Raw genomic sequence first — 20,376 nt, forward strand, 5'->3', positions numbered from 1 at the left:
TAACTAGCATCACCGCCACCTTAGTTAATAGTTTCGCTGGAACCTTTACCACTATCTCCACCTCCTCCACCAGTACCTCTTGCCTTCTTAACAGCCGCAGCAGCAGCTTGACCAACACCTCCAGCAGCAGCTTTGGCAGCAGATAAAGCTTTGCCCACCATTTGTCCAGGTGTATGACCTGAGCCAAGTGCTGCTCTATGGTTACCAGCAAGTTCAGCAGCCATGTTAGGCAGAATGTTTAAAAAGTGGTAAAAGAGGAATAACACTAGACACAACTTTAATAACTCTCCGATGAGAGAGCTGCCAAACTCCATGTATGTAAAGTCGAATAGACCAAGTATGCTGCTCTTTTTAAAGCTGTAGTTTTGCATCATACATGCTAGAGTAGTTTCATTGTTATTACATTCTCCATCTTTCAATTTAAACCATTGTTTTTTGCTACCACCCGAGGCTTTTATTTTATCCTCATATTCCTTGTCCGACTCAAAGTTCAAATTTTTAAAATAAATTTTATCACATGCTATGAACATAAAGGACAAAAACGCAAAAAGGATAACCGGGTATAAGCTATAGGTAATCAACTCTTTCACCCAGCCGTCAAAATATCCTTTGGTGTGTTGGAATAAAACCATAGGGATGAACAAAGGTGATAAAATGATGATTACACTCAAAGCAACTAGAGATAAAATAAATACATAGCACAGCCACAAAATAACCATCATCAGCAAAATGGCCATAAATATAGCAACAAGAGCTATTAAAATCTGTCCACCAGCAAAAATAATACCAATCACCGAACCTGCAACTAACAAGACAGGAGCAGCACCAAGCAAGACCGCTAACGTTGCAACACCTCCAGTACCAATTTTGCCACCAATTCCATCTAAAGGGGCACCTAAATAAAATAAAATTCTACAATCAAGCCTATCCCAAGGTGCAAGATAACTGTAAGATACCTTCTTTCCTGCACGAGTATATTCATAATCTGTACCTGCGTTATAATTACATATGCCTTTACTTTCAGATGATGCTTTTAGCACTATCTCTGACAAACCATTTGAGAGACGAGTTAATTCTCCATAATAATGAGACATGGTACTACCTGTTGTGAAGTAAATCACTAAAGCGAATTTTATGATCAACATGTACATTTCTTGAGGCCTCTGAACTCCACCAGACATGGCTTTTATAGAGAACAATACTAAAGCTAGAACCAAAACAGCAGTTACAGTGTTTTTCAACCTCTTTTGTGCTACAGATAAGAAACTGCCCTTGTTATGTCCATCTTTATCCTTAAGTGGGCTGCCACTTGAATCAATACCTGCAACTAAATTATCTAACGATTCCTTAATGCATTGCACTATCATAGAAGTCACGGGAATAGGAGCTAATGATTTACTCCCTGCTTGATTGTAGCAAGCTTCAGAGATATACTTGCTAAAGCAACTGGCATTATTATAACCTACAAAAATTTTTCCTTCTTTTTCTTTGTCCCTTATAATAGTTTTGTAATCATCATCTCTGTCAATAGGAACTTCTTCCTTTCCTGTACCATCTTTATTTTTGAATATCATCACAGATTTTTCACACATAGGAGCAATCGGGTCAGGTGGCAATTCTGTGCATCCCATATCAACCCCTTGCGGCCAAGGAGTCATTTCGATACCAAGCATTCTCACACTTGCTAACTCCACACATAATCTGCCCATTTTTTTCACTGCTTTAAATGTTGATCCATGTATGGGTTCGCTCTGTCCTGCTTTGAGAACTTTACACTGCAAATCACCATCAACTCTTGGGGACCATGACCCACCTTCATATCCAGTATCTTTCTCCCTGACATTAAAGTCTATATCACCAAAAAGATTACCAAACGTTAAGGGGTTTCGATGACATACTTCTATATATTCACTGTATTGCACACCGTTTTTTGGCCAAAAATAATTCTTATATTCGTTATTCATAGTATCCGAGTTGTTAGAGTCTAAAATCTCTTTTTCTGTTTGTTTTCCATCTTTTCCTGATTTTCCTTGTAATGCAGAAAAATATTCGTCTTCTTTTTGATAATTTTTATCTGTGTAGACACTATAACCTGTATCTTTTAATTTAAAGTTTTTATATTTTCCATCATGGTCACGTGCAACTGGGTGTTTAACAAAACTATGTTCACAAACAACAAGTCCTCCTATCGCTTTCCAGACTCCAACAATTGCAGCTATCATTCCAACAATAACAATAGCAGTAAATACACCAGCGGAAGAGACAATCAAAACAATGCCAGTAAATATTGCACCAACAGCAATCGCTATTCCAGCAAGTGCCGCAGCCGTTTTAAACGCTCCACAATCAGGGTTAGAGGCACGGCTAAAGCTGCCAGTGGAATTAAATCTGCTAACAAATTCTGTCTTGTCAGTACCACTTACTCCATCTGCAAGCACTGGATATGAGAGTAAAAAGTCTATATTTAGTAAAAATATCGCAATTAATAGCAATGACAGCTTAGTCTTAAACATTTTTTACCTTCTGATAAAATATAGGCAACCATACTTTTGGGTTGTCCCCAACTTCATTTAATATATCGTGTAACAATAGAACACTTTCTGCACGTCCGGATAATACGTTGATTATATCATCCAGGTCTTTTAAGTCTATTCTAGCTACTACAGCATTAACTCCCTGTTTCACCAAAAAGAATCTAGTACTTGGATCTGTGTGCTTAATTAATATATATTCACGTTCAGTTAACATAAAAACATCCCGATAGACACTAGTAGCTTTCAGATTTGGTAAAAAAATCTGTGTCGCTGTTTGTTGTACAAGCGTATCGCTAATAGCACTTTTACTTGCATCCTCAACACTCTGAGTAGCAAAAATCACAAAAGCATTTAACTTTCTCAACACTTTCAACCAGTCTTTTATCTTGGGCGCAAAAACTGGATTATCTATTAATGCCCATGCCTCATCAAGAACGATAATAGATGGAGTGCCATCAAGAGATATACTAATCCTATGAAATAAATAAATTAAGACCGGTCCAAGAGCAACAGGATCTTTGAGCAAGCTAGCCATCTCAAAACCAAATACTCTTGCTCGTGAAAAATCTAGCAAATCTTCTTTATTGTCAAATATTGCAGCATGAGAACCATTATCATGCCACATAGATATTGCCCCAGCTAGAGTATCAGGACCTGCAAGCCCTAAAAACGGTACGAGGTTTCTCAAGAACCTGTCTTCTTTTCTTAATTTAAAATTTCCTTCAATTGCATCATTAATTCGTGCAATATCTTCTGAAGTAAATTTATCATTATATACCGAAATTAAAGACTTTATCCACTCCATTAAAAATGTTCTATTATCAGAGGTGTCATCAAGTTGCAAAGGATTAAAATTTGTTTTAGTTCTTGGTTCTATTACAGTATAGATACCACTAAGTGCTCTTAAGAAAATCTCTGCACCGCGATCTTTATCAAAAAAGAATATCCTTGGAGAAAACTTCATCGCTTGGGCACACAAGAAATTCATTAAAACAGTTTTACCAGCGCCGGTTGGGCCAATTATCATAGTGTGTCCAACATCCCTTATATGAAAGTTGAAAAAAAATGGAGTACCAGATGTCGTGTCAAAAACTGTAACAGCATCTCCCCAGTGGTTATTGAATTTATTGCCAGTAGGATAATTATGTTGAGATGCAAATCCAGCCAAATTAAGACTACTTATTGTAGCTTTTCTCACTATATAATCGAAATTACCAGGAATTTGCGCCCAAAATGCTGGTTCAAGATTAACTCTCTCACGGATAGGGTAAACACCGCAATTAGAAAGCTCTGATTCTACCAACGACAGAGCGTTATCCAATGATTTAGGACTTTTTTCTATACATAAAATAGTCAGGTGATGTTGACCAAACGCAATCTTACCACTCATTGCGTCATCAAGCGCTTGAGAAATTTCTGCTATTTGAGAAATAGCTTTATCTGCAGACTGTATCATTCGATTTTGCTGTATCTGCATTTTTCCAATCGCCATTTGCCTGTTTATAAATTGAAAAGATTGCGTAATTATAAACTCGTAAGGAAGTTGTAAAAACGAATCAAGCATTCCTGCAGAAGTATGATTTCCATATTCTTTGATACTAATTATTCCAGCATATTTACTCTCATTATGAGTCACAACCTGTATCATCTTACGGCCAAAGAATAACCTATGTACTGGTAAGTATCTTGATATTTCAGTTCTTAGCGGAAAAAGCGTATTTGTAACGAAGCCACAATTTACGATTCTAGATAGAAACTCCATTATTTCGCAGAACAAACCATCTGGAGTTTCTTTTACTCCAAGAATTTTAGGCGAATAATTTCTAAGGCTTGTCACTACACGATTTGTCGTTTCCTCTAAATCTTCATACGTGGCACGTATATCACTTTCCCAAGCATGTTTTGAAGTTACATGTCCGAATTTTTTTAGTAGATGTGACAAAAATTCTACTCCTTTTGTGTCCGCTCTACGGATAATCGTAATGTATAGGTCATTAATAAATGATTGCCTTGTTGCGTGTTTTTCTCTCCATTTTAGATTTACGTGATTAGCGAAAAAATTCGGCAAACCTTGACTTGCAAATTCATCAGAAAAAATATTTTTCTTACGTCTGATAGTATGAAAATACAAACTAAATGCCGGAGATGAAATGCTTCTTAGCATCTGATTCCTGATGTTGTTCTGTATGACTAAATCCTCGTCATCGGCGGTTTCAAATGCAAAGCCACTTAATTTTATAACCTTAACCAACCAATTTTCTTTTGTCATCAAGGTTGTGCTATTCCAATAGCAAGAATAAGGAATAAATTCAGCAGCGTGAACTTCCCTGCTCAGAGTAGATTTATTCTTTGATTGAACAGCCCTAAACCTCAGCATCACACAACGTTAAGCAATATCATAAGAATTGGCTCCATGATAAAAACGATTTAAACATTTCGAGCACTTTCCCAATTTTACCATAAATAATTCAATAAACAACGGTTCTTTTGCAGAAGCTATATAACCAAGTCCATGTATACCTGGTAACATTAAGAGAATCACTCTTAAATCATTTGAATTAATGAAAATTAGCATGCAAATCAGGACGTTTAATATTGCAAACATATAACTCACACCAAAGAGCATTGCAGGTCTTGTAAGACCTTTAAATAATTGATCTGTTTGTATACTACCTGTGGACATATCTTTAACCTTCTAATAATAGCTCTAACACTAATACTATATCATTATATTAAAAATCCATTGAAACTAGTAGCACTTTAAGTTAAGATACATTATTTAATCCCGATAATGACAAGTTGGCCATTTCAAGAAGCAGAAAAAATATTGCAAGAGTTTCCTAATAAAAAAGAAATAATATTTGAAACTGGTTATGGACCCTCTGGTTTACCCCACATAGGAACCTTTGGAGAGGTTTTCCGCACTACAGTTATTGTAAATGCATTAAAAAAAATAGCTCCTGGTATAAAAACCAAAATCATTGCAGTTTCAGATGATATGGATGGTTTGCGAAAAATACCAGATAATGTGCCAAATCAAGAGATGCTAAGAGAGCACTTAAATAAACCACTAACTATGATACCTGATCCATTTGGCACTCATCAGAGTTATGGTCATCATATGAATTCATTGTTGTGTAAATTTCTTGATATGTTTGAATTTGAATACGAGTTCAGGAGTGCAACAGAGTGTTATAAATCTGGCGTTTACGATGAAAAACTTTTACTCTTGCTGAAAAATTATGATAAAGTGATGGACGTAATGCTTCCATCATTTCGGGAAGAAAGACAGCAGACTTATAGTCCATTCTTGCCAATATGCCCAAAAACTTCTCAAGTTTTACAAGTTTCAGTAATTGAAACAAATACAGATAAAGGAACAATCACATATGAAGACCCAAACGGGGAAAAAATAGAAGTTCCAGTGACAAAAGGAAAATGTAAACTGCAATGGAAACCTGATTGGGGAATGAGGTGGGCCGCATTTGGAGTAAATTATGAAGCTCACGGAAAAGATTTAACTCCATCTGCTGTGCTCTCAAGTCAAATATGTGAAATACTTGGAGAAAAGCCACCGCTCCTATTTTGCTATGAATTTTTCCTTGATAAAGAAGGAAAGAAAATATCAAAATCAAAAGGAAATGGCATTTCAATTGAAGAGTGGTTAACTTACGCACCAACAGAGAGCTTAGCATTGTACATTTTTCAGAGTCCTAAAAAAGCTAAACGTTTATATTTTGATGTGATACCAAAATCAACTGATGAATATTTAGAATTTGTAAGACGTTACAACGAGAACAACGGGGGAAACACAAATAGTAAATTTCATACAGAACCTGGTTATGATGAGAAATTTTTAGGAGAAGCGCAGGTGAGCACCGCAGAATACTCGAATGTATTTGAGGAGCGCAAGCAAGCTTTAACGACAAAATTGCCATCAGAAGCAAACCCTGCCTGGCACATTCACCAGGGCAATGTTCCCAATATAGAAACTTCAGGCATAAATTTCTCACTACTTTTAAACCTAGCAGTGGCCTGTAACGCAGAAAACAAAGAGATCTTATGGGGTTTTATATCCTCTTATGCACCGAACGTTACACCAGAAAATAATAAAATGCTTGATAGACTTTCAGACTTTGCAGTAAAGTATTACCACGATTTTATCAAACCAACGAAATCATATAAAACTCCAAATGAAAAAGAGAAAGAAGCGTTACTAGATTTGAAGAACACTTTACATTCTCTATCTATAACTGCTACTGCTGAAGAAATTCAATCTCAGGTATTTTCTATTGGAAAAAAATATGATTACACCAACTTACGTGATTGGTTTCAGCTATTATATGAAACGTTACTTGGCCAAAAAACAGGTCCAAGAATGGGATCCTTTATAAAGCTTTACGGAATAGATAATACGCTTTCTCTCATAGAGAGCGCTACTAAATAGATAGCAGAGGAGTGGCAAAAAATAGGTGACATAGAGTATAAAAAAAAGATACTAATAGTGGTTTTAAGTCTATATGTTTAATACACAAGTCCAAATTTTTATTTTACATTTTTATTGTAATAACCTCTATGAATCACACAAATTAAAAAAAAACATAGTTGGCCTTACCTTAATTTTTTGTACATTAAAGAAGTATGTGATATAGTAGTTATACTATAAATGATAATTATGGGTTCATTTGTGATAACTAAAAGATCTATTACTTTATTTTTCATCTTCGTTCCATGTGTCTATTTTTTTATTACTTATATCAGTAACAATACACACATTGAGCAAATACAACCCTTAAAATTAGAAACAGACAATAATGAAAGTGTAATACGTTCTGAAGAGGTTACTGAAAAAGAAATACTAGTAAATGATTTAAAATATCAAGAACTTGAAAGTAGTCCACCTTCTATTCTCCAAGTAGCTGATCAGAAAAATATGTGGTCACGTATTGTAGATCGAGCTGATAATGAGCAACTCACAAAAGAAAAATCGAAAAAACTTGATTTTTATGTTAGTGCTAACGGTGGTAAGATATACCATGATAATTCAGAAACATTTGTAAAGGGTATAAAGGCAATAGGAGAAAGGTTTATTAATTTAATCAATACAGCTAATCCTAATCTTTCTTTGCAAGAAAAATTAGTATCAGTGTTTATCAAAGAGGGATTAGTGGATGAAATTGAGAGTATACAGAAGTTTAACGGTAAAATTGATTTCCAGTGGTTTAGCAGCATGTCTTTAGGTTACTATGCTGGAGAAAATGGTAAAATTGATCTTGAAGCCATGTATTCTAAAGTCAATATTGAAGATAGTAATTCTCCTCCGATATTTGATAAATCAGCAAGCGTGTTTGCATTTTTATTAAACCTTTATTATAACCCCAACATTCAAAATACGCAATTTGCTCCGTACATTGGTCTTGGTATAGGACCAACAGTTTTTAGATTAAAAAAGATTAATGGGTCACCCCAAAATTCAATGCCACTTAATGTTCCTTGGTTTGCTTATCAAATAAAGCTTGGTATGAACTATTCAATAATCCCAGAAGTAAAAACCTTTCTCGGCTATCGTTATTTTAGCATTCCGACACCCATTGCAGATGAAATATCTACTCACAATATTGAAATTGGTTTGATATTTAATTTTTAGTAATTATTCAATATATACAAATTCTTATCTTTTCTATCTAACAAACCAAATGTTGGTACTATTGTTGCTTTTAAAAAGATGACGGTTTCTACTGTTCTAATGTTATTCGCTAGCCTTTTTGACTTCTGGTGCAATAAGCTTTGCTTATCTTCTCTATGTTCTATAAGCCCACCGATTACCATAATTTCACCGCTCTTGATTTTTAACATAGAGTTCATTTCTCTGATTTCAACAATTGGAATGTCGCTATTTAATTTCATTTTACTCTGCTGTGCGATGTACTCTATATCTGGATCTTTAACGTAGCCGTTAATTCTTGATAAAGTTGGATGTATATCCATGAATATTTCACTAGTATCAATGTTAATGCTTGGGTGGATTATTAGCACAACACCTATTGGAACGCTATTCATCTTGGTAATTAAGGTCTGATTAGAATTTCTAGTATCTTTTTGTATATCGGAAGTAAAATAAATATGGTTTTTAGTGAATGAAATCATCGCTTGCTGATTATTTATAGCATGTACTCTGGGGCTTGAAATTACGGTTGAAGTGCCAAATTTGTCTAAATTTTTTACTAAATCTCCTAGATCACTCACATCAAAGTTCATTGCTAGGTTAATAATGGAGTTATCTTGATTTATTATAGACTTAGTTCCATCGCGTAAATCATTTAAGTTTATACCAGAAAGGTATTTGTCATCTAACACAACTTCAACTATTTTTGCCTCTATCATTACTTGAGAAGACGCTAACTTCTTAACCTTATTAATATATTCTTCAACAGCTTTATGAATATCTTTTCTAGCATTCAAAATAATAACACCAGCTTCTCTGTTGGATGAAAGGAATTCGCCATCATCCACCCCGTTAACATCCATTATTGCATTCAAGCCTTTTTCTAATGAATTCCATAAGTCACTACTATATTGAGACTTCATAACGTTGTTGTAGTCCCTATCAACGTTACTTCCATCACTGTTAGTAATATTGTTACTAATGACGAAACTGCTTTGAGCAGAATGTTGAATATTAATGAAGTCTACGTAATAATTTTGCGCGTATGGCAAGTCCTGCTCAATTCTAATTACACCGTTACTTGTTGAGTAACGCAGTTTGGCGCTATCTGCTATACTCTGAATTACTTCGTTTATACTCTTATCTTTCAGCTTTAAAATAATATTACCTGATATTTTTGGATCTATATCCAAGTTAATGTCAGAAAGTTTTCCTATCTCAATCAGCAAATCCTTTACTGATACTTCTTCGCTAACATTAATAGAAATAAGCTGACTACTGGTCGTGAGATCAGGAAACTCTATTGGTAAAGGAATAATCTCTGGTATTGCCGGTTCATTACTCTCCAAAGAGGTATTGTATTGCTGCAACGAATAATCGTGCTCACCTATATCATGATGATCTTCGTTAGTCGGATGTTGCTTAGTAGGCAGGTGTGTGCAGGAAATAATAAAAAGGAGCATTAAACACTTAAAGATAGCCATTAGAACAGCATACAAAATCTATACTAATAGATTTCTATAAAAATATTAAAAATGTATTTAATCTCATTTTCATCGAGCAGATAATTGCCGTATATTAGCTTTGGCTATATGTTTTTTTGTATGCCCCTCTTGTACTTAAATGTAGACCAGCATAGCCTTAGTTTTTTTATATATTTTATTTCTTTCTCTATATTTAATAATAGGCTTAAAAATAAATGGTAAGCCTATTATTGTTAAGCTTAGAGCTAAGGTTGAAAGTATACAACAGGCTTTGTGTTTACTATGTAGCTCTTTCAGGTAAAGCATCAAAAATCTACAAAATTTTTTGTAATTTTCTTCGATGTTTTTTTTGCTATGAGCCTTGCTAATGAACATATCTATTGCGGTATGACCGTTATTACACTTAATGCTCAAGTCTGCACCTTTTTCTGTTAACAGCTGAGCTATATCAAAATAATCCTTTTGAACAGCAAGATGTAGAGGTGTGTAACCCTGTTGCTCACAAATGTTCATATTGGCTCTAACTTCCAATAACATTTTCACAATTTTTGTATGGCCTTTTTTAACTGCGAGTAGCAAGGGAGTTCTGTTACATTTAGTAACAGCATTAACGTTTACCTTAAGCTTCAATAAGAGCTTAACTGTTTTAGTGTTACCATTATGGCTAGCCTTATGCAGCCTGGCGTTGCCATTAAAATCTTGATCATTTGCATCTATTCCTTTTGATACAAGAAATGTTACCATTTTTCTATTATTATGCTCAATAGCGCAATCTAATGCATCAAAACCATGGTTGTTTTTTGTGCAAAAAAACTCTTTAAGTTTAATTTTATCGTTACTTGCTTGCTGTCTTTTTGCAATAAGTTTAACTATTTGCATTTTGTTGTTATACGCTGCTAGGAAAAGCGTAGTGTTATTTTCTGCATCTTTGGCTTCTATATTTGCATCTTTTTTTATCAGATATTCTATAATTTCTGCTCTGCTGTCATAATGTGCAGTGCATTGATAGATAGTTAAAAACAAAGGAGTGCGAAAATTGTTATCTTCACATTCGAGATTTGCTCCGCTATCAATTAAAATTTGGACGCTTTTTTTAGAACCGTATAGTGAAGCTATATGAAGAGGAGTATAGCCCTCTTTAGCGTCTTTTTCATTAATTTTTGCGCCTTTTGTTATCAAAAAATCTATTAATTCCGTGTCATCTTGTAGTGCAGCAAGGTGCAGTGGAGTGAACCCGTTTTTATCCCTGGAATTGATTGTCAGTTGATTAACAAAAAGTTTAGCAATTTTCTTGTGTCCATGCATAATGGCGTAATGCAGTGGATTTCTATTTTCGTTGTCTACGACATTAAAATCAGCTTCGTGCTCTAGCAATGATTTTACTCCAACTAAATCACCTTCTTTTGTGAACTTATGCAAGAGAGTGATTCCACTTGTATCTTTTGAGTTAATATCAAATCCATTTTCTACTAATTGGTTTATATCTTCCTCACGCGCCATATCACTTAAGTCTCTAATTGAACCCTTTTCGCGTTAATAATACTCCTACTTGATTAAGTTTAAATGAATCTGTGAGAAATACTATGCATTCTTGCATAACAAACTTTTGGCAGCGCGTTGAGAAACGAAAAAACTTCCTTGACATCCTCCGCCAACCCCCTTATCATGATACTGAAGGTATTCATTTATCTTCAATCTGTGCAGATTAAACGACAACAGTATTACGTGATTGGCGTCTTATTTTTAATTTTTTGCACTATGTGCACCTTATGTCTTCACAACATTTCTGGGTTTTCAAGCTGAAACGCGCTGTTTAAGACAGTATAGTACGCCGATTTGCAGGATTAGAGAGTGACAACTAGCTAACACGGGATATCTTTTGCCTTTTTTTCTGCTTAGTAAATTTCTTAAACATTTAAACTAAGGTGAGTTGCACTTAAAAGCAGCTAAATTGCAGTGTTTAAGACTTAAAGAACGCCGATACTGAAAACAAACAATGATCGGGCTTCTTTTGCCTTTTTTTTATTTGGTAAATTTCTTAATGTTTATAGCTAAACATCCCGCTACATGTTAGCGCCGCGGCGGTATGACGTAGGACTGCTGTCATTCCAGTACTGCCCTCATAAAGGAACCAGTGTCAGCTACTCGGATGATACCTTTTTTCTACTTAGTTTGGGTTATGCAAGAAGTCTATTTACTTCTTAACTTGACGCACATGATGTCTTGCAGCATCATCTACTGCTTCTAAATAAACCATCGCCAAACATATACCACTGTGTACTTCTATAGATAACTTATTGCCTAAACTTCGATTAAAGCAAGAATTCTTTCCTGGAAAAGCAAGGTCACTAAGGTACAGTTCCCATTTTAATCCTTTGGTTGATATTTGAGCTCTTGGTATACCAAGTAAAGATATTTTAGTATTTTTTGGCAAAGAAAAAAATGGGTAATACCTTTTTGCAAAGTGTAACCCATCATAGGAGGCGAAGGTGTGTAAAAGATACTACCTGTACTTAGAACCCCAGTTATGGATTAACCAACGAAGTAAAGCTGAGAAATACAGGGCTTTTTCGATTGCATTGAATAAGAAATGAGGGTAGAAAAAATATGTACCAAGAAATTTACTGTGGATCTATGCCGAGTGTGCTCAAGTTCAAATTTGTTTTTTAGGCAGCCAAAAACCGTTTCAACAATCGATCTTTTCCCTAGTAAAATCTTCTCTTTCAGCGAAATCAGTGCATTTTTCATACCTTTTTTCACTTTAGTGACGAGTTTTAGACCTCTATCGAATAGTTTCTCAAAGAGCTCTTTCTTTATATAGCCCTTATCTCCAAACAAAAGTCCAGTTAGTTTTTTGGTTAGAGTTGGTACAGGTTTTCTGTCATCGACGTTACCTCTGGTTAGCGTAACACCTTGAATTTCACCTATTTCATTGATTACTACATGTAATTTAAAACCAAAAAACCAGCCGTAAGTATTCTTTCCTAACTCTGCTAATCCTTTGAAAACCTTATTTCTTGAGATTCTTTTTCGATGGCATACTGCTATTGAAGTAGAATCTATGTAGGAAATCCCGGTCATTTTTGCTTGTTCACAAAACCATTGCAAAAGTAATGCTAAATACCACAAAACTCGCGGCTTTAAGGCAATAAATCTGTGATATGAAGGCAGCTTTGAAAACTCTGATCTATAGAATAACTGAAGATAACAAAGATAAAAAGCCTTGAAGTTTTTACATGGTGATTTATGGTATAATAGGATTATGGTTAGAATTTCTGAGTGCGCTATTTCTGGTACTCTGGTTGGTTTTTTGCCGTTTGATAAGAACCTATTTGCAAAATTATCATCTACCGCACGACAAAAATCCTCGACGCAACAGTACAGTTCTGTAATATCTTTCTTCATGGGTAACCTCTTATTATTACTAAAATACTCGAGTTTACCCTGTTTCCCTCTTCTTAGTTATACTTTTATCTATTTTCTAATCCATAACTGAGGTTTAGAAAAACGTTAATATTTTGTAATATGTGATCAATTGCTCCTCCAGTAATACCTGTTATAGTACTTTTCATAATAGTCCAAATAAGGTAAAATAAGGATTTGTAGTAGTGAAGGTAGGTATGCCAGCAGCATATAGTTATGACTTAAGGAAAAAAGCAATGGAAGCTCTAGACGAGGGAGAAAGCAGAGAAACAGTGGCAGCAAGATTTAAAATTGGACGAACTACTTTGTGGGAGTGGCAGCAAAGAAGAAAAGAAACAGGTGACTTTCAATCAAAAAAACTTGGAAATGGAGGTTACAATCACAAAATTACCGACTGGGATGCCTTTGCTAAATTTGCCAGAGAAAACGGAGGAAAGACTCTATTGGAAATGGCTAAACTTTGGAGCAACGTTAGTATCCAAACTATCCACCGAGCCCTGAAAAAAATTGGATTTACACGCAAAAAAAGACCTATGGGTACAAGGAAAGAAGCGAAGAAAAACGTGCTAAATTCTTGAAAATTATAGCAACAAAAGAACCTAAAAACTTAGTGTATATAGATGAGTCTGGCATTGACAACACTGAAGACTACCCCTATGGATATTGTCAGAAGGGACAGCGGTTTTATGCCCTAAAATCTGGGAAGAAAACTCAACGAATCAGTATGATTGCAGCTTTAAGTGAAAGAAAAATAGTTGCTCCATTAACCTTTGAAGGCCACTGTAATATGGATATTTTTAATGGATGGTTTGAGCAATTTTTGATACCGACCTTGGAACCTGGACAAACTGTCATTCTTGACAATGCTACTTTTCATAAGTCTGATAAGATCATTAAGCTTGCTAAAGGGATTGGTGCAGAAATTTTGTATCTGCCACCGTATTCTCCAGATTTTAACAAAATTGAACATCATTGGTTTGCTATAAAAAACAGAGTCAGGAAAAACATTCCTCTATTCAAGTCTTTTCGTCATGCTGTTGATTCTGCCTTTCTATGTCTGTTCGGATTATTATGAGAAGTGCTATATTATCGACGGCAGCAACTTCATTGTCTTTAAATCGGCTATGAATTTAGAAAAGTCGCAATAATCTTGATCAGGCAGATATATTGTATTTAAACTAGCACGTAAATTCGGATTTATACTATCTAAATCTCCTATTACAAGGTCAGGCTGTACACCAATTGATAGAAGCTTGTTTGCTCCTCCATCCACAGCAATAATAGGTATACCTCGTTCAAAAAACGATAAATCGGGTATTTCCCCATTTAACCTCAGTTATGGATTAGAAAATAGATAAAAGTATAACTAAGAAGAGGGAAACAGGGTAAACTCGAGTATTTTAGTAATAATAAGAGGTTACCCATGAAGAAAGATATTACAGAACTGTACTGTTGCGTCGAGGATTTTTGTCGTGCGGTAGATGATAATTTTGCAAATAGGTTCTTATCAAACGGCAAAAAACCAACCAGAGTACCAGAAATAGCGCACTCAGAAATTCTAACCATAATCCTATTATACCATAAATCACCATGTAAAAACTTCAAGGCTTTTTATCTTTGTTATCTTCAGTTATTCTATAGATCAGAGTTTTCAAAGCTGCCTTCATATCACAGATTTATTGCCTTAAAGCCGCGAGTTTTGTGGTATTTAGCATTACTTTTGCAATGGTTTTGTGAACAAGCAAAAATGACCGGGATTTCCTACATAGATTCTACTTCAATAGCAGTATGCCATCGAAAAAGAATCTCAAGAAATAAGGTTTTCAAAGGATTAGCAGAGTTAGGAAAGAATACTTACGGCTGGTTTTTTGGTTTTAAATTACATGTAGTAATCAATGAAATAGGTGAAATTCAAGGTGTTACGCTAACCAGAGGTAACGTCGATGACAGAAAACCTGTACCAACTCTAACCAAAAAACTAACTGGACTTTTGTTTGGAGATAAGGGCTATATAAAGAAAGAGCTCTTTGAGAAACTATTCGATAGAGGTCTAAAACTCGTCACTAAAGTGAAAAAAGGTATGAAAAATGCACTGATTTCGCTGAAAGAGAAGATTTTACTAGGGAAAAGATCGATTGTTGAAACGGTTTTTGGCTGCCTAAAAAACAAATTTGAACTTGAGCACACTCGGCATAGATCCACAGTAAATTTCTTGGTACATATTTTTTCTACCCTCATTTCTTATTCAATGCAATCGAAAAAGCCCTGTATTTCTCAGCTTTACTTCGTTGGTTAATCCATAACTGGGGTATTTAGCACAACAATAGAACGATATTGTTGCTGTGTACTACAGCATAAAGTATTATTATAAATCGCCTCGTGCAGATTTTGCATCGTAATAACACTTTTGAATAATTGATATTATACTGACCACTGATTCAGCAACACTGCAAAACACCCCAAGAGTTGCACCACGACAAACAGCATAGCCAAGACAACGAACAAATAAGACAGCTCACCAACATTAGCATTGACACATCACGAGTAAGTTTAGTGACATATGCTTTATATACTTGAGGTAATAATCCAATTAGAGATGCAATTAACGCAATGAAGCCGAAGCATTCTTCAATATTTATATACATACATTTTCCTACGCTTGCTTTAACAATATCAGGTTCAAAGGGTTGTACTTTATGTACTCTCAGCTTTTCTAGAGCACCCCTAATGCGTGTAATTTATAACATCATTTAGTCTATTAATCAAGAAATTAATAGTGACTTGCATTTATGAAACCCAATCGGCTTCTATGCTAATTATTATCTAAACTAATCGTCGGTTGTGCATCTTGCTCAGAGATTAGGGCAACCAACAAATTATTTATCAATTGAACCTTTTGCTTGCCATCTAATTGTAAGCTTTTGTTTTTTTCAAAATGAGCTATTACTTCCTCGACAATTCCTATTGCATTTTGCACTATATGCCTTCTTGCCGAAGTGATAGCATGTGCTTGTTGACGCCTTAACATTGCTTGTGCAATCTCGGACGAATACGCCAAATGCGATATTCTTGCTTCTGTAATCTCAATTCCTGCAATATCTAATCTTTGTTGTAACATTGACCGCAATTCATCTGAAATTTTATCAGAATTTTTACGTAAAGACTCCTCATCGCTTTCGCTGTCATACGGATAATTGCTTGCTAATTCTCTTATTACTGAGTCACTTTGTACAAAAACAAATTCGTGATAGTTGTTAACATTATAATACGCCTTTGCCGGGCTGTTTACTCTCCAAACAATTACTGCAGAAATCTCTATTGGACTTCCGTTTGCATCATTAACTTTTATTTTTTCTGTGTTAATATTCTGAAATTTTAGGGAAACTATATATTTGTTTGAAAAGGGAAGCGTTACACATATTCCAGACTTAAAATAAGTTCCAATATAATGACCAAAAAACTCTATCACTCTTGCTTCATTAGGGTCATTAATAAAAAATCCTTGAAGAAAAGTCAAAATTGAAACAGCAGCAACTCCAAGCGCAATTGTGCTGTCATATGCCAAAAAAAGCAGCGATAAAATTAATCCTAGCGCTATTAGTACAGGAAAAAACCGGAGTTGACTTAAATTTCTATCGTTTATCGTATTCTTATCCATATTGTCTTTAAACTTCTTTTTCACTTGAATCCTCTCTGTTGATCGTTTTATTTATCTTATTTACAAATAGTTTAAACTCTCTTAATTCATGATCAGGCAATTTTACTTCAGTTTTATGCGCTATCGTAAGCGGATCGATGTGTTTGCCATTATATATAACTTCGTAATGTAAATGGGGTCCTGTTGCAACACCAGTGCTACCAACATAAGCGATGACCTGCCCCTGCTTTACTTTAGAGCCTAACTTTATATCGCCACTAAATCTACTTATATGCGCATAACAGGTTGAATATTCATTTTTGTGTTTTATTTTGATGTAATTTCCATAGCCACCATTCTTTCCTATATATTCTACCACACCCTCTGCAGCAGCGTATATGGGAGTGCCAAGTTTAGCTGCATAATCCACTCCTTTGTGAAAAGCAGTTTTACCGCGAACAGGATGCTTTCTATTGCCAAATTTCGAGGATACGCGATAATCTCCATTTAAAGGATTTGCAAAAATTTCGCCATTTTTTAAGCTTATTCCTTCATTATTAAAATACCTTTCTTTGCCGTCTTGCGATTTATAATGATATAAACTAATAGCTTTCTTGTTTATTGTCAGTGAAGCATATAAAACCTTTTCTTCAGTCTTCTGATTATTAGGCAATCTCTCAAAAAGAACCTCCAATTTACTCTTCGGCACAATGTCTTTTTTAAAATCAATACCGAAATCTTTATATATGTTGATCAATTTCACCACTGTATTTGGCGCCAGCCCTTGCTCAATTCCCGTGGCAAAAAAGGAAGATTTTATGGTGCTGGATATGAATAATAATCTTCTATCACGTGTTAGGTTTCCTACGTTACTTTCTGTTACCTCAAAATCTCTTCCTGTTATGTAAGTAGCTGACACTGGAATCCAGCTTTCTGGTAATTTTACCGAAAATGTTGCATAGTGTGCTTGAATTTTGCTGGATCCCAGTGTCTGGGCACTGGGATGACAAGAAAAAGAGGCACTGGCTGCATACTGCGCAAGATCTGTTGATGTTTCAGTGGTATATAACGGTAAGATAAAGAGCAGCATAAATACAATCAGCTTCATCATTTAAACAGCATCAACAAAAGTAAAATTACCTTCCACATACTGTACATCATCATTATCTTCTAGCTCTTCAACCAAGGCAGATAATTTATCAATCAACTCTTTATCGCTAATTTCAATCAGATCTTTTGGCTGCCATGAAAGACGAGCAAGTTCTGGTTCTCCGAATTTTGCATAAAAGGCATCGCGTACTTTACCAAAATCTTTTATTTCACAAGTTATAACGTGTAATCCTTCTTTGTCATTTTCCTCAACATTCAATACTTCTAATTCGATTCCATGACTGAATAAATCGTCAAAATTCACACCCTCTGCTTTATAGACGATTAAGCCTACATGATCGAAAAGGTAACTAACACTTCCTGTTTCTCCTAAATTTCCACCTTTACGAGAAAAGATATAACGTACCTCGGAAGCAGTACGGTTGCGGTTATTAGTCAAGGCATGGACAATGAGTGCAGTGCCAGAAGGCCCATGACCTTCATATTGGATTTCCTCATAATTTTCTCCAGCAACGTTACCAGTTGCATTTTTTATTGCTGTTTCTATTTTATCTTTTGGTAGATTTTCCTTGCGTGCAGCAAATATAGCAGAGCGAAGGCGCGGGTTGAGTTCGTGATCGGGTAGCCCTTGCTTTGCAGCAACTGTTATTTCTCTAATCAGCTTCGTAAATTTTTGAGAGCGCTTTGCATCCTGAGCACCTTTCCGGTGTTTTATATTTGAAAATTGTGAATGACCAGCCATATTCAAATAGTTAAAAACCTAAATTATATATCAAAGCATAGAAAAAGCTAAAGCAAATTTTCAATCCTCTGGCTTGGCATCTTGCAGGTTTTCTGCTAATAACATACTTTCATACTGCTCAGCTTCTGAGTCAAGGCCAAGAGCTGAATGGGCTGCTATTAAATAGTTAATAGACTTAGAAAAATATTTAGAATCCTTATAGCTTGCTATATTCTGGAAACGCTTAATTGCTGCTAAATATTCACCACGCCTCAAGTAAAATTTACCGATAGAATACTCTTTTGTTGATATATGTTCTGTGATTAATTTTGCTTTTTCCTTGATCTCATCTATATATTCGCTGTCTGGGAAAAGGTTAATGTACTCTGTAGCCAGCTCTAAAGTTTTATATGCAGTTTGCTGTCCAAGTTGCACTTTATTAATTTGCATGTAATAAGATAATACTCTTAAGTAGTATACATATGGTAAATCTTCACCATTTGAATAAACATATATATAATCATCCATATCACTTGCAGCACTGCTATAGTTACCCATATTATAATGAGACACACCAGATAATAATTTTGCTTTCCTTGCCCAATAAGAGAAAGGATACAAATCCTCTATCTTTTGAAATGCTCTAATAGCTTGTTTATATTTTTTCTGGTCAAAAAGTTCAACTGCTTCTTCATATAGTTCAGTTTCAGTTTTTTCAAGATCATCCGCATACGATTGTGTAAAGGAGCAAATTAGGAAAATAAAGCACGTGATTAAAGTCTTATACATAAGATTTTTTTCGATCAAAATAAAGTATAGACCTAAATATTACTTAAATAAATAAATTTCTTAGGCAATAGCCGGCCCTTCCTCTTTATAACTACGGTCAGAACTACCTGCATTCCTCGATTTACCTTGTCCTTCCACTTTTGGATCTTTCAGCGTCTTGCTATAGGAACGTATAGTTAATATCTGTATAACCATAAAAAGTGCAATACCTATCAAGCCTAAAGTAGGCCCAACAGCAGGATTTAAGGACGATGTTAACGCCATTAACATTATCCTTCTTATTAAAAATATAGAAGAACCAGCAAGCGCCAATCCGGCTACAGACATATTGCTAGTTTTCTTGCTAGATTTCTCATCAAGATTAGATTTTTCTGTTTCCTTTTTCTTATTTTTTTCATGCTCATCAATATAAGAAACAAGAGTTGCAAGAAAAGCAATTGCATTGGCAAGAAATAAAATTGCATCCTCTGCTGCTTCAAGTGACGATGCTTCACCCATTATCATACCTACAATAACCAGTGCAGTTGTTATAGCCTCAATATAGATCAAACACTGACCTATATCAGAAATATTGTGCTCTTTTTCCTTTACTTCCTCTCCATTTTCAATATTTTCCAACTCTCGTTCTTTTTGTGCTATTTTCCTATTATTGTAAATTAAATATAGCGTACAAATAAGAGATAGGACCATGAAAGGTAATATAGTGTGGCTTAGCGCGCCACTTATCACGCCAAGTAATACCTGATCGCTACATGTTTTTTCCAGTTCAATAGCCATAAATAATGCAAATGGAACCATTGTTACCAATGATGCATATTTTCTATATAGCTCTCTTTTTTTTAGTGTTAATAGCTCTTGTTCTAGCTTCTTCCTTTTTTCTGCTTCTCTTTTGAGTATTAATGACTCTTGCTCAAGCCTTTCTTTTTTGACTTCTTCATCAACTGTTGGCCAAAAATCTCGAAAAAAATCTTCATTAGTTTCAAAGTTATTAGTCATATAAACCCTATTAACTA

19 protein-coding genes and 1 riboswitch are annotated in these 20,376 nt (G+C 35.0%); of the genes, 4 read left to right on the forward strand and 15 right to left on the reverse strand.

All coding sequences use genetic code 11. The annotated features are described in order from the left end of the window. Positions 1-20: 20 nt before the first annotated feature. Genes NBW39_RS06905 through NBW39_RS06915 form a run of 3 tightly spaced genes read right to left on the reverse strand, consistent with a single transcriptional unit; the run spans position 21 to position 5,217 of the window. On the reverse strand, positions 21-2,513 hold the full coding sequence (locus NBW39_RS06905) for a TrbL/VirB6 family protein (protein ID WP_250295009.1): 2,493 nt from the start codon (positions 2,511-2,513) through the stop codon (positions 21-23). Continuing rightward, positions 2,506-4,911: a VirB4 family type IV secretion/conjugal transfer ATPase gene (locus tag NBW39_RS06910; protein ID WP_250295781.1), complete on the reverse strand. Its 2,406-nt coding sequence runs from the start codon at positions 4,909-4,911 to the stop codon at positions 2,506-2,508. The genes NBW39_RS06905 and NBW39_RS06910 overlap by 8 nt, the downstream gene beginning before the upstream one ends. 9 nt (positions 4,912-4,920) lie before the next feature. Then, on the reverse strand, positions 4,921-5,217 hold the full coding sequence (locus NBW39_RS06915) for a type IV secretion system protein VirB3 (protein ID WP_007548615.1): 297 nt from the start codon (positions 5,215-5,217) through the stop codon (positions 4,921-4,923). Between the two features lie 108 nt (positions 5,218-5,325). On the opposite strand from NBW39_RS06915, the gene lysS reads away from it, so the two are divergent. Together lysS and NBW39_RS06925 are read left to right on the forward strand one after the other, a co-directional pair. Next, positions 5,326-6,981 (forward strand): lysine--tRNA ligase, encoded by a 1,656-nt coding sequence (gene lysS, locus NBW39_RS06920; protein ID WP_250295010.1) that lies wholly within the window; start codon positions 5,326-5,328, stop codon positions 6,979-6,981. Positions 6,982-7,221: 240 nt separating this feature from the next. Next, positions 7,222-8,181: an outer membrane protein gene (locus tag NBW39_RS06925; protein ID WP_250295782.1), complete on the forward strand. Its 960-nt coding sequence runs from the start codon at positions 7,222-7,224 to the stop codon at positions 8,179-8,181. Here NBW39_RS06925 and NBW39_RS06930 read toward each other — a convergent pair. The 5 genes from NBW39_RS06930 to NBW39_RS06945 all read right to left on the reverse strand — a co-directional run bounded on the left by NBW39_RS06930 (position 8,178) and on the right by NBW39_RS06945 (position 13,088). Continuing rightward, entirely contained in the window at positions 8,178-9,698 is a 1,521-nt protein-coding gene (locus NBW39_RS06930) for a type II secretion system protein GspD (RefSeq protein ID WP_458695377.1), read from the reverse strand. The two genes, NBW39_RS06925 and NBW39_RS06930, sit on opposite strands and share 4 nt — an antisense overlap. Positions 9,699-9,818: 120 nt before the next feature. After that, positions 9,819-11,183, reverse strand: coding sequence for an ankyrin repeat domain-containing protein (locus tag NBW39_RS06935; RefSeq protein WP_250295012.1), 1,365 nt, complete (start codon positions 11,181-11,183; stop codon positions 9,819-9,821). A 59-nt stretch (positions 11,184-11,242) separates the two neighbouring features. Next, complete coding sequence (locus NBW39_RS08755; protein ID WP_256466294.1) at positions 11,243-11,368, reverse strand: hypothetical protein; 126 nt, start codon at positions 11,366-11,368, stop codon at positions 11,243-11,245. A gap of 509 nt (positions 11,369-11,877) precedes the next feature. Next, a complete protein-coding gene (locus NBW39_RS06940) occupies positions 11,878-12,117 on the reverse strand; it encodes a hypothetical protein (protein ID WP_250295013.1) in 240 nt (79 codons plus the stop codon). Between the two features lie 98 nt (positions 12,118-12,215). After that, positions 12,216-13,088 (reverse strand): IS982 family transposase, encoded by an 873-nt coding sequence (locus NBW39_RS06945; protein WP_250294632.1) that lies wholly within the window; start codon positions 13,086-13,088, stop codon positions 12,216-12,218. A 215-nt stretch (positions 13,089-13,303) separates the two neighbouring features. Between NBW39_RS06945 and NBW39_RS06950 the strand changes: the two genes are divergently transcribed. After that, positions 13,304-14,181 (forward strand): IS630 family transposase gene (locus tag NBW39_RS06950; RefSeq protein ID WP_250295014.1). Its coding sequence is split into 2 segments (ribosomal slippage): positions 13,304-13,628 and positions 13,628-14,181, totalling 879 coding nucleotides; the frame shifts between segments, so codons are not numbered across the junction. A 6-nt stretch (positions 14,182-14,187) separates the two neighbouring features. On the opposite strand, the gene NBW39_RS06955 is transcribed toward NBW39_RS06950, so the two are convergent. Further along, positions 14,188-14,379, reverse strand: a complete 192-nt coding sequence (locus tag NBW39_RS06955) for a hypothetical protein (protein ID WP_250295015.1) — start codon at positions 14,377-14,379, stop codon at positions 14,188-14,190. A gap of 150 nt (positions 14,380-14,529) precedes the next feature. Here NBW39_RS06955 and NBW39_RS06960 point away from each other — a divergent pair, with 150 nt between their 5' ends. Next, complete coding sequence (locus NBW39_RS06960) at positions 14,530-15,402, forward strand: IS982 family transposase (RefSeq protein WP_250294632.1); 873 nt, start codon at positions 14,530-14,532, stop codon at positions 15,400-15,402. Between the two features lie 142 nt (positions 15,403-15,544). Here NBW39_RS06960 and NBW39_RS06965 read toward each other — a convergent pair whose 3' ends face one another. The 6 genes from NBW39_RS06965 to NBW39_RS06990 form a co-directional block, all read right to left on the reverse strand. After that, the gene (locus tag NBW39_RS06965) at positions 15,545-15,751 is read right to left on the reverse strand and encodes a PQ-loop domain-containing transporter (RefSeq protein ID WP_250295016.1); all 207 of its coding nucleotides are present in this window, start codon (positions 15,749-15,751) and stop codon (positions 15,545-15,547) included. Beyond that, positions 15,740-15,842: riboswitch (TPP riboswitch) on the reverse strand. Its footprint overlaps the gene before it by 12 nt. A 76-nt stretch (positions 15,843-15,918) precedes the next feature. Further along, positions 15,919-16,764 carry an SPFH domain-containing protein gene (locus NBW39_RS06970; protein WP_250295783.1) on the reverse strand — a complete coding sequence of 282 codons (846 nt, stop codon included), beginning with the start codon at positions 16,762-16,764 and terminating at the stop codon, positions 15,919-15,921. Positions 16,765-16,771: 7 nt separating this feature from the next. Then, positions 16,772-17,851, reverse strand: coding sequence for a M23 family metallopeptidase (locus tag NBW39_RS06975; RefSeq protein WP_250295784.1), 1,080 nt, complete (start codon positions 17,849-17,851; stop codon positions 16,772-16,774). Positions 17,852-17,854: 3 nt separating this feature from the next. Next, a complete protein-coding gene (locus tag NBW39_RS06980; RefSeq protein WP_250295785.1) occupies positions 17,855-18,595 on the reverse strand; it encodes a YebC/PmpR family DNA-binding transcriptional regulator in 741 nt (246 codons plus the stop codon). A 60-nt stretch (positions 18,596-18,655) separates the two neighbouring features. Beyond that, entirely contained in the window at positions 18,656-19,363 is a 708-nt protein-coding gene (locus tag NBW39_RS06985; protein WP_250295786.1) for an outer membrane protein assembly factor BamD, read from the reverse strand. 60 nt (positions 19,364-19,423) lie between these two features. After that, on the reverse strand, positions 19,424-20,359 hold the full coding sequence (locus NBW39_RS06990; RefSeq protein ID WP_250295017.1) for an NFACT family protein: 936 nt from the start codon (positions 20,357-20,359) through the stop codon (positions 19,424-19,426). Between the last annotated feature and the right edge of the window lie 17 nt (positions 20,360-20,376).

It is taken from the genome of Wolbachia endosymbiont of Oedothorax gibbosus (assembly GCF_936270435.1).
In the GTDB taxonomy this organism is placed as follows: Bacteria; Pseudomonadota; Alphaproteobacteria; order Rickettsiales; family Anaplasmataceae; genus Wolbachia.

Excerpts from the sequence above, each read along its gene's own strand:
- NBW39_RS06905 (WP_250295009.1), bottom strand. The coding sequence starts at position 2,513 with ATGTTTAAGACTAAGCTGTCATTGCTATTAATTGCGATATTTTTACTA.
- NBW39_RS06910 (WP_250295781.1), bottom strand. The coding sequence starts at position 4,911 with ATGCTGAGGTTTAGGGCTGTTCAATCAAAGAATAAATCTACTCTGAGC.
- NBW39_RS06915 (WP_007548615.1), bottom strand. The coding sequence starts at position 5,217 with ATGTCCACAGGTAGTATACAAACAGATCAATTATTTAAAGGTCTTACA.
- lysS (WP_250295010.1), top strand. The coding sequence starts at position 5,326 with ATGACAAGTTGGCCATTTCAAGAAGCAGAAAAAATATTGCAAGAGTTT.
- NBW39_RS06935 (WP_250295012.1), bottom strand. The coding sequence starts at position 11,183 with ATGGCGCGTGAGGAAGATATAAACCAATTAGTAGAAAATGGATTTGAT.
- NBW39_RS08755 (WP_256466294.1), bottom strand. The coding sequence starts at position 11,368 with ATGAATACCTTCAGTATCATGATAAGGGGGTTGGCGGAGGATGTCAAG.
- NBW39_RS06945 (WP_250294632.1), bottom strand. The coding sequence starts at position 13,088 with ATGAAGAAAGATATTACAGAACTGTACTGTTGCGTCGAGGATTTTTGT.
- NBW39_RS06960 (WP_250294632.1), top strand. The coding sequence starts at position 14,530 with ATGAAGAAAGATATTACAGAACTGTACTGTTGCGTCGAGGATTTTTGT.
- NBW39_RS06965 (WP_250295016.1), bottom strand. The coding sequence starts at position 15,751 with ATGTATATAAATATTGAAGAATGCTTCGGCTTCATTGCGTTAATTGCA.
- NBW39_RS06970 (WP_250295783.1), bottom strand. The coding sequence starts at position 16,764 with ATGGATAAGAATACGATAAACGATAGAAATTTAAGTCAACTCCGGTTT.
- NBW39_RS06975 (WP_250295784.1), bottom strand. The coding sequence starts at position 17,851 with ATGAAGCTGATTGTATTTATGCTGCTCTTTATCTTACCGTTATATACC.
- NBW39_RS06980 (WP_250295785.1), bottom strand. The coding sequence starts at position 18,595 with ATGGCTGGTCATTCACAATTTTCAAATATAAAACACCGGAAAGGTGCT.
- NBW39_RS06985 (WP_250295786.1), bottom strand. The coding sequence starts at position 19,363 with ATGTATAAGACTTTAATCACGTGCTTTATTTTCCTAATTTGCTCCTTT.
- NBW39_RS06990 (WP_250295017.1), bottom strand. The coding sequence starts at position 20,359 with ATGACTAATAACTTTGAAACTAATGAAGATTTTTTTCGAGATTTTTGG.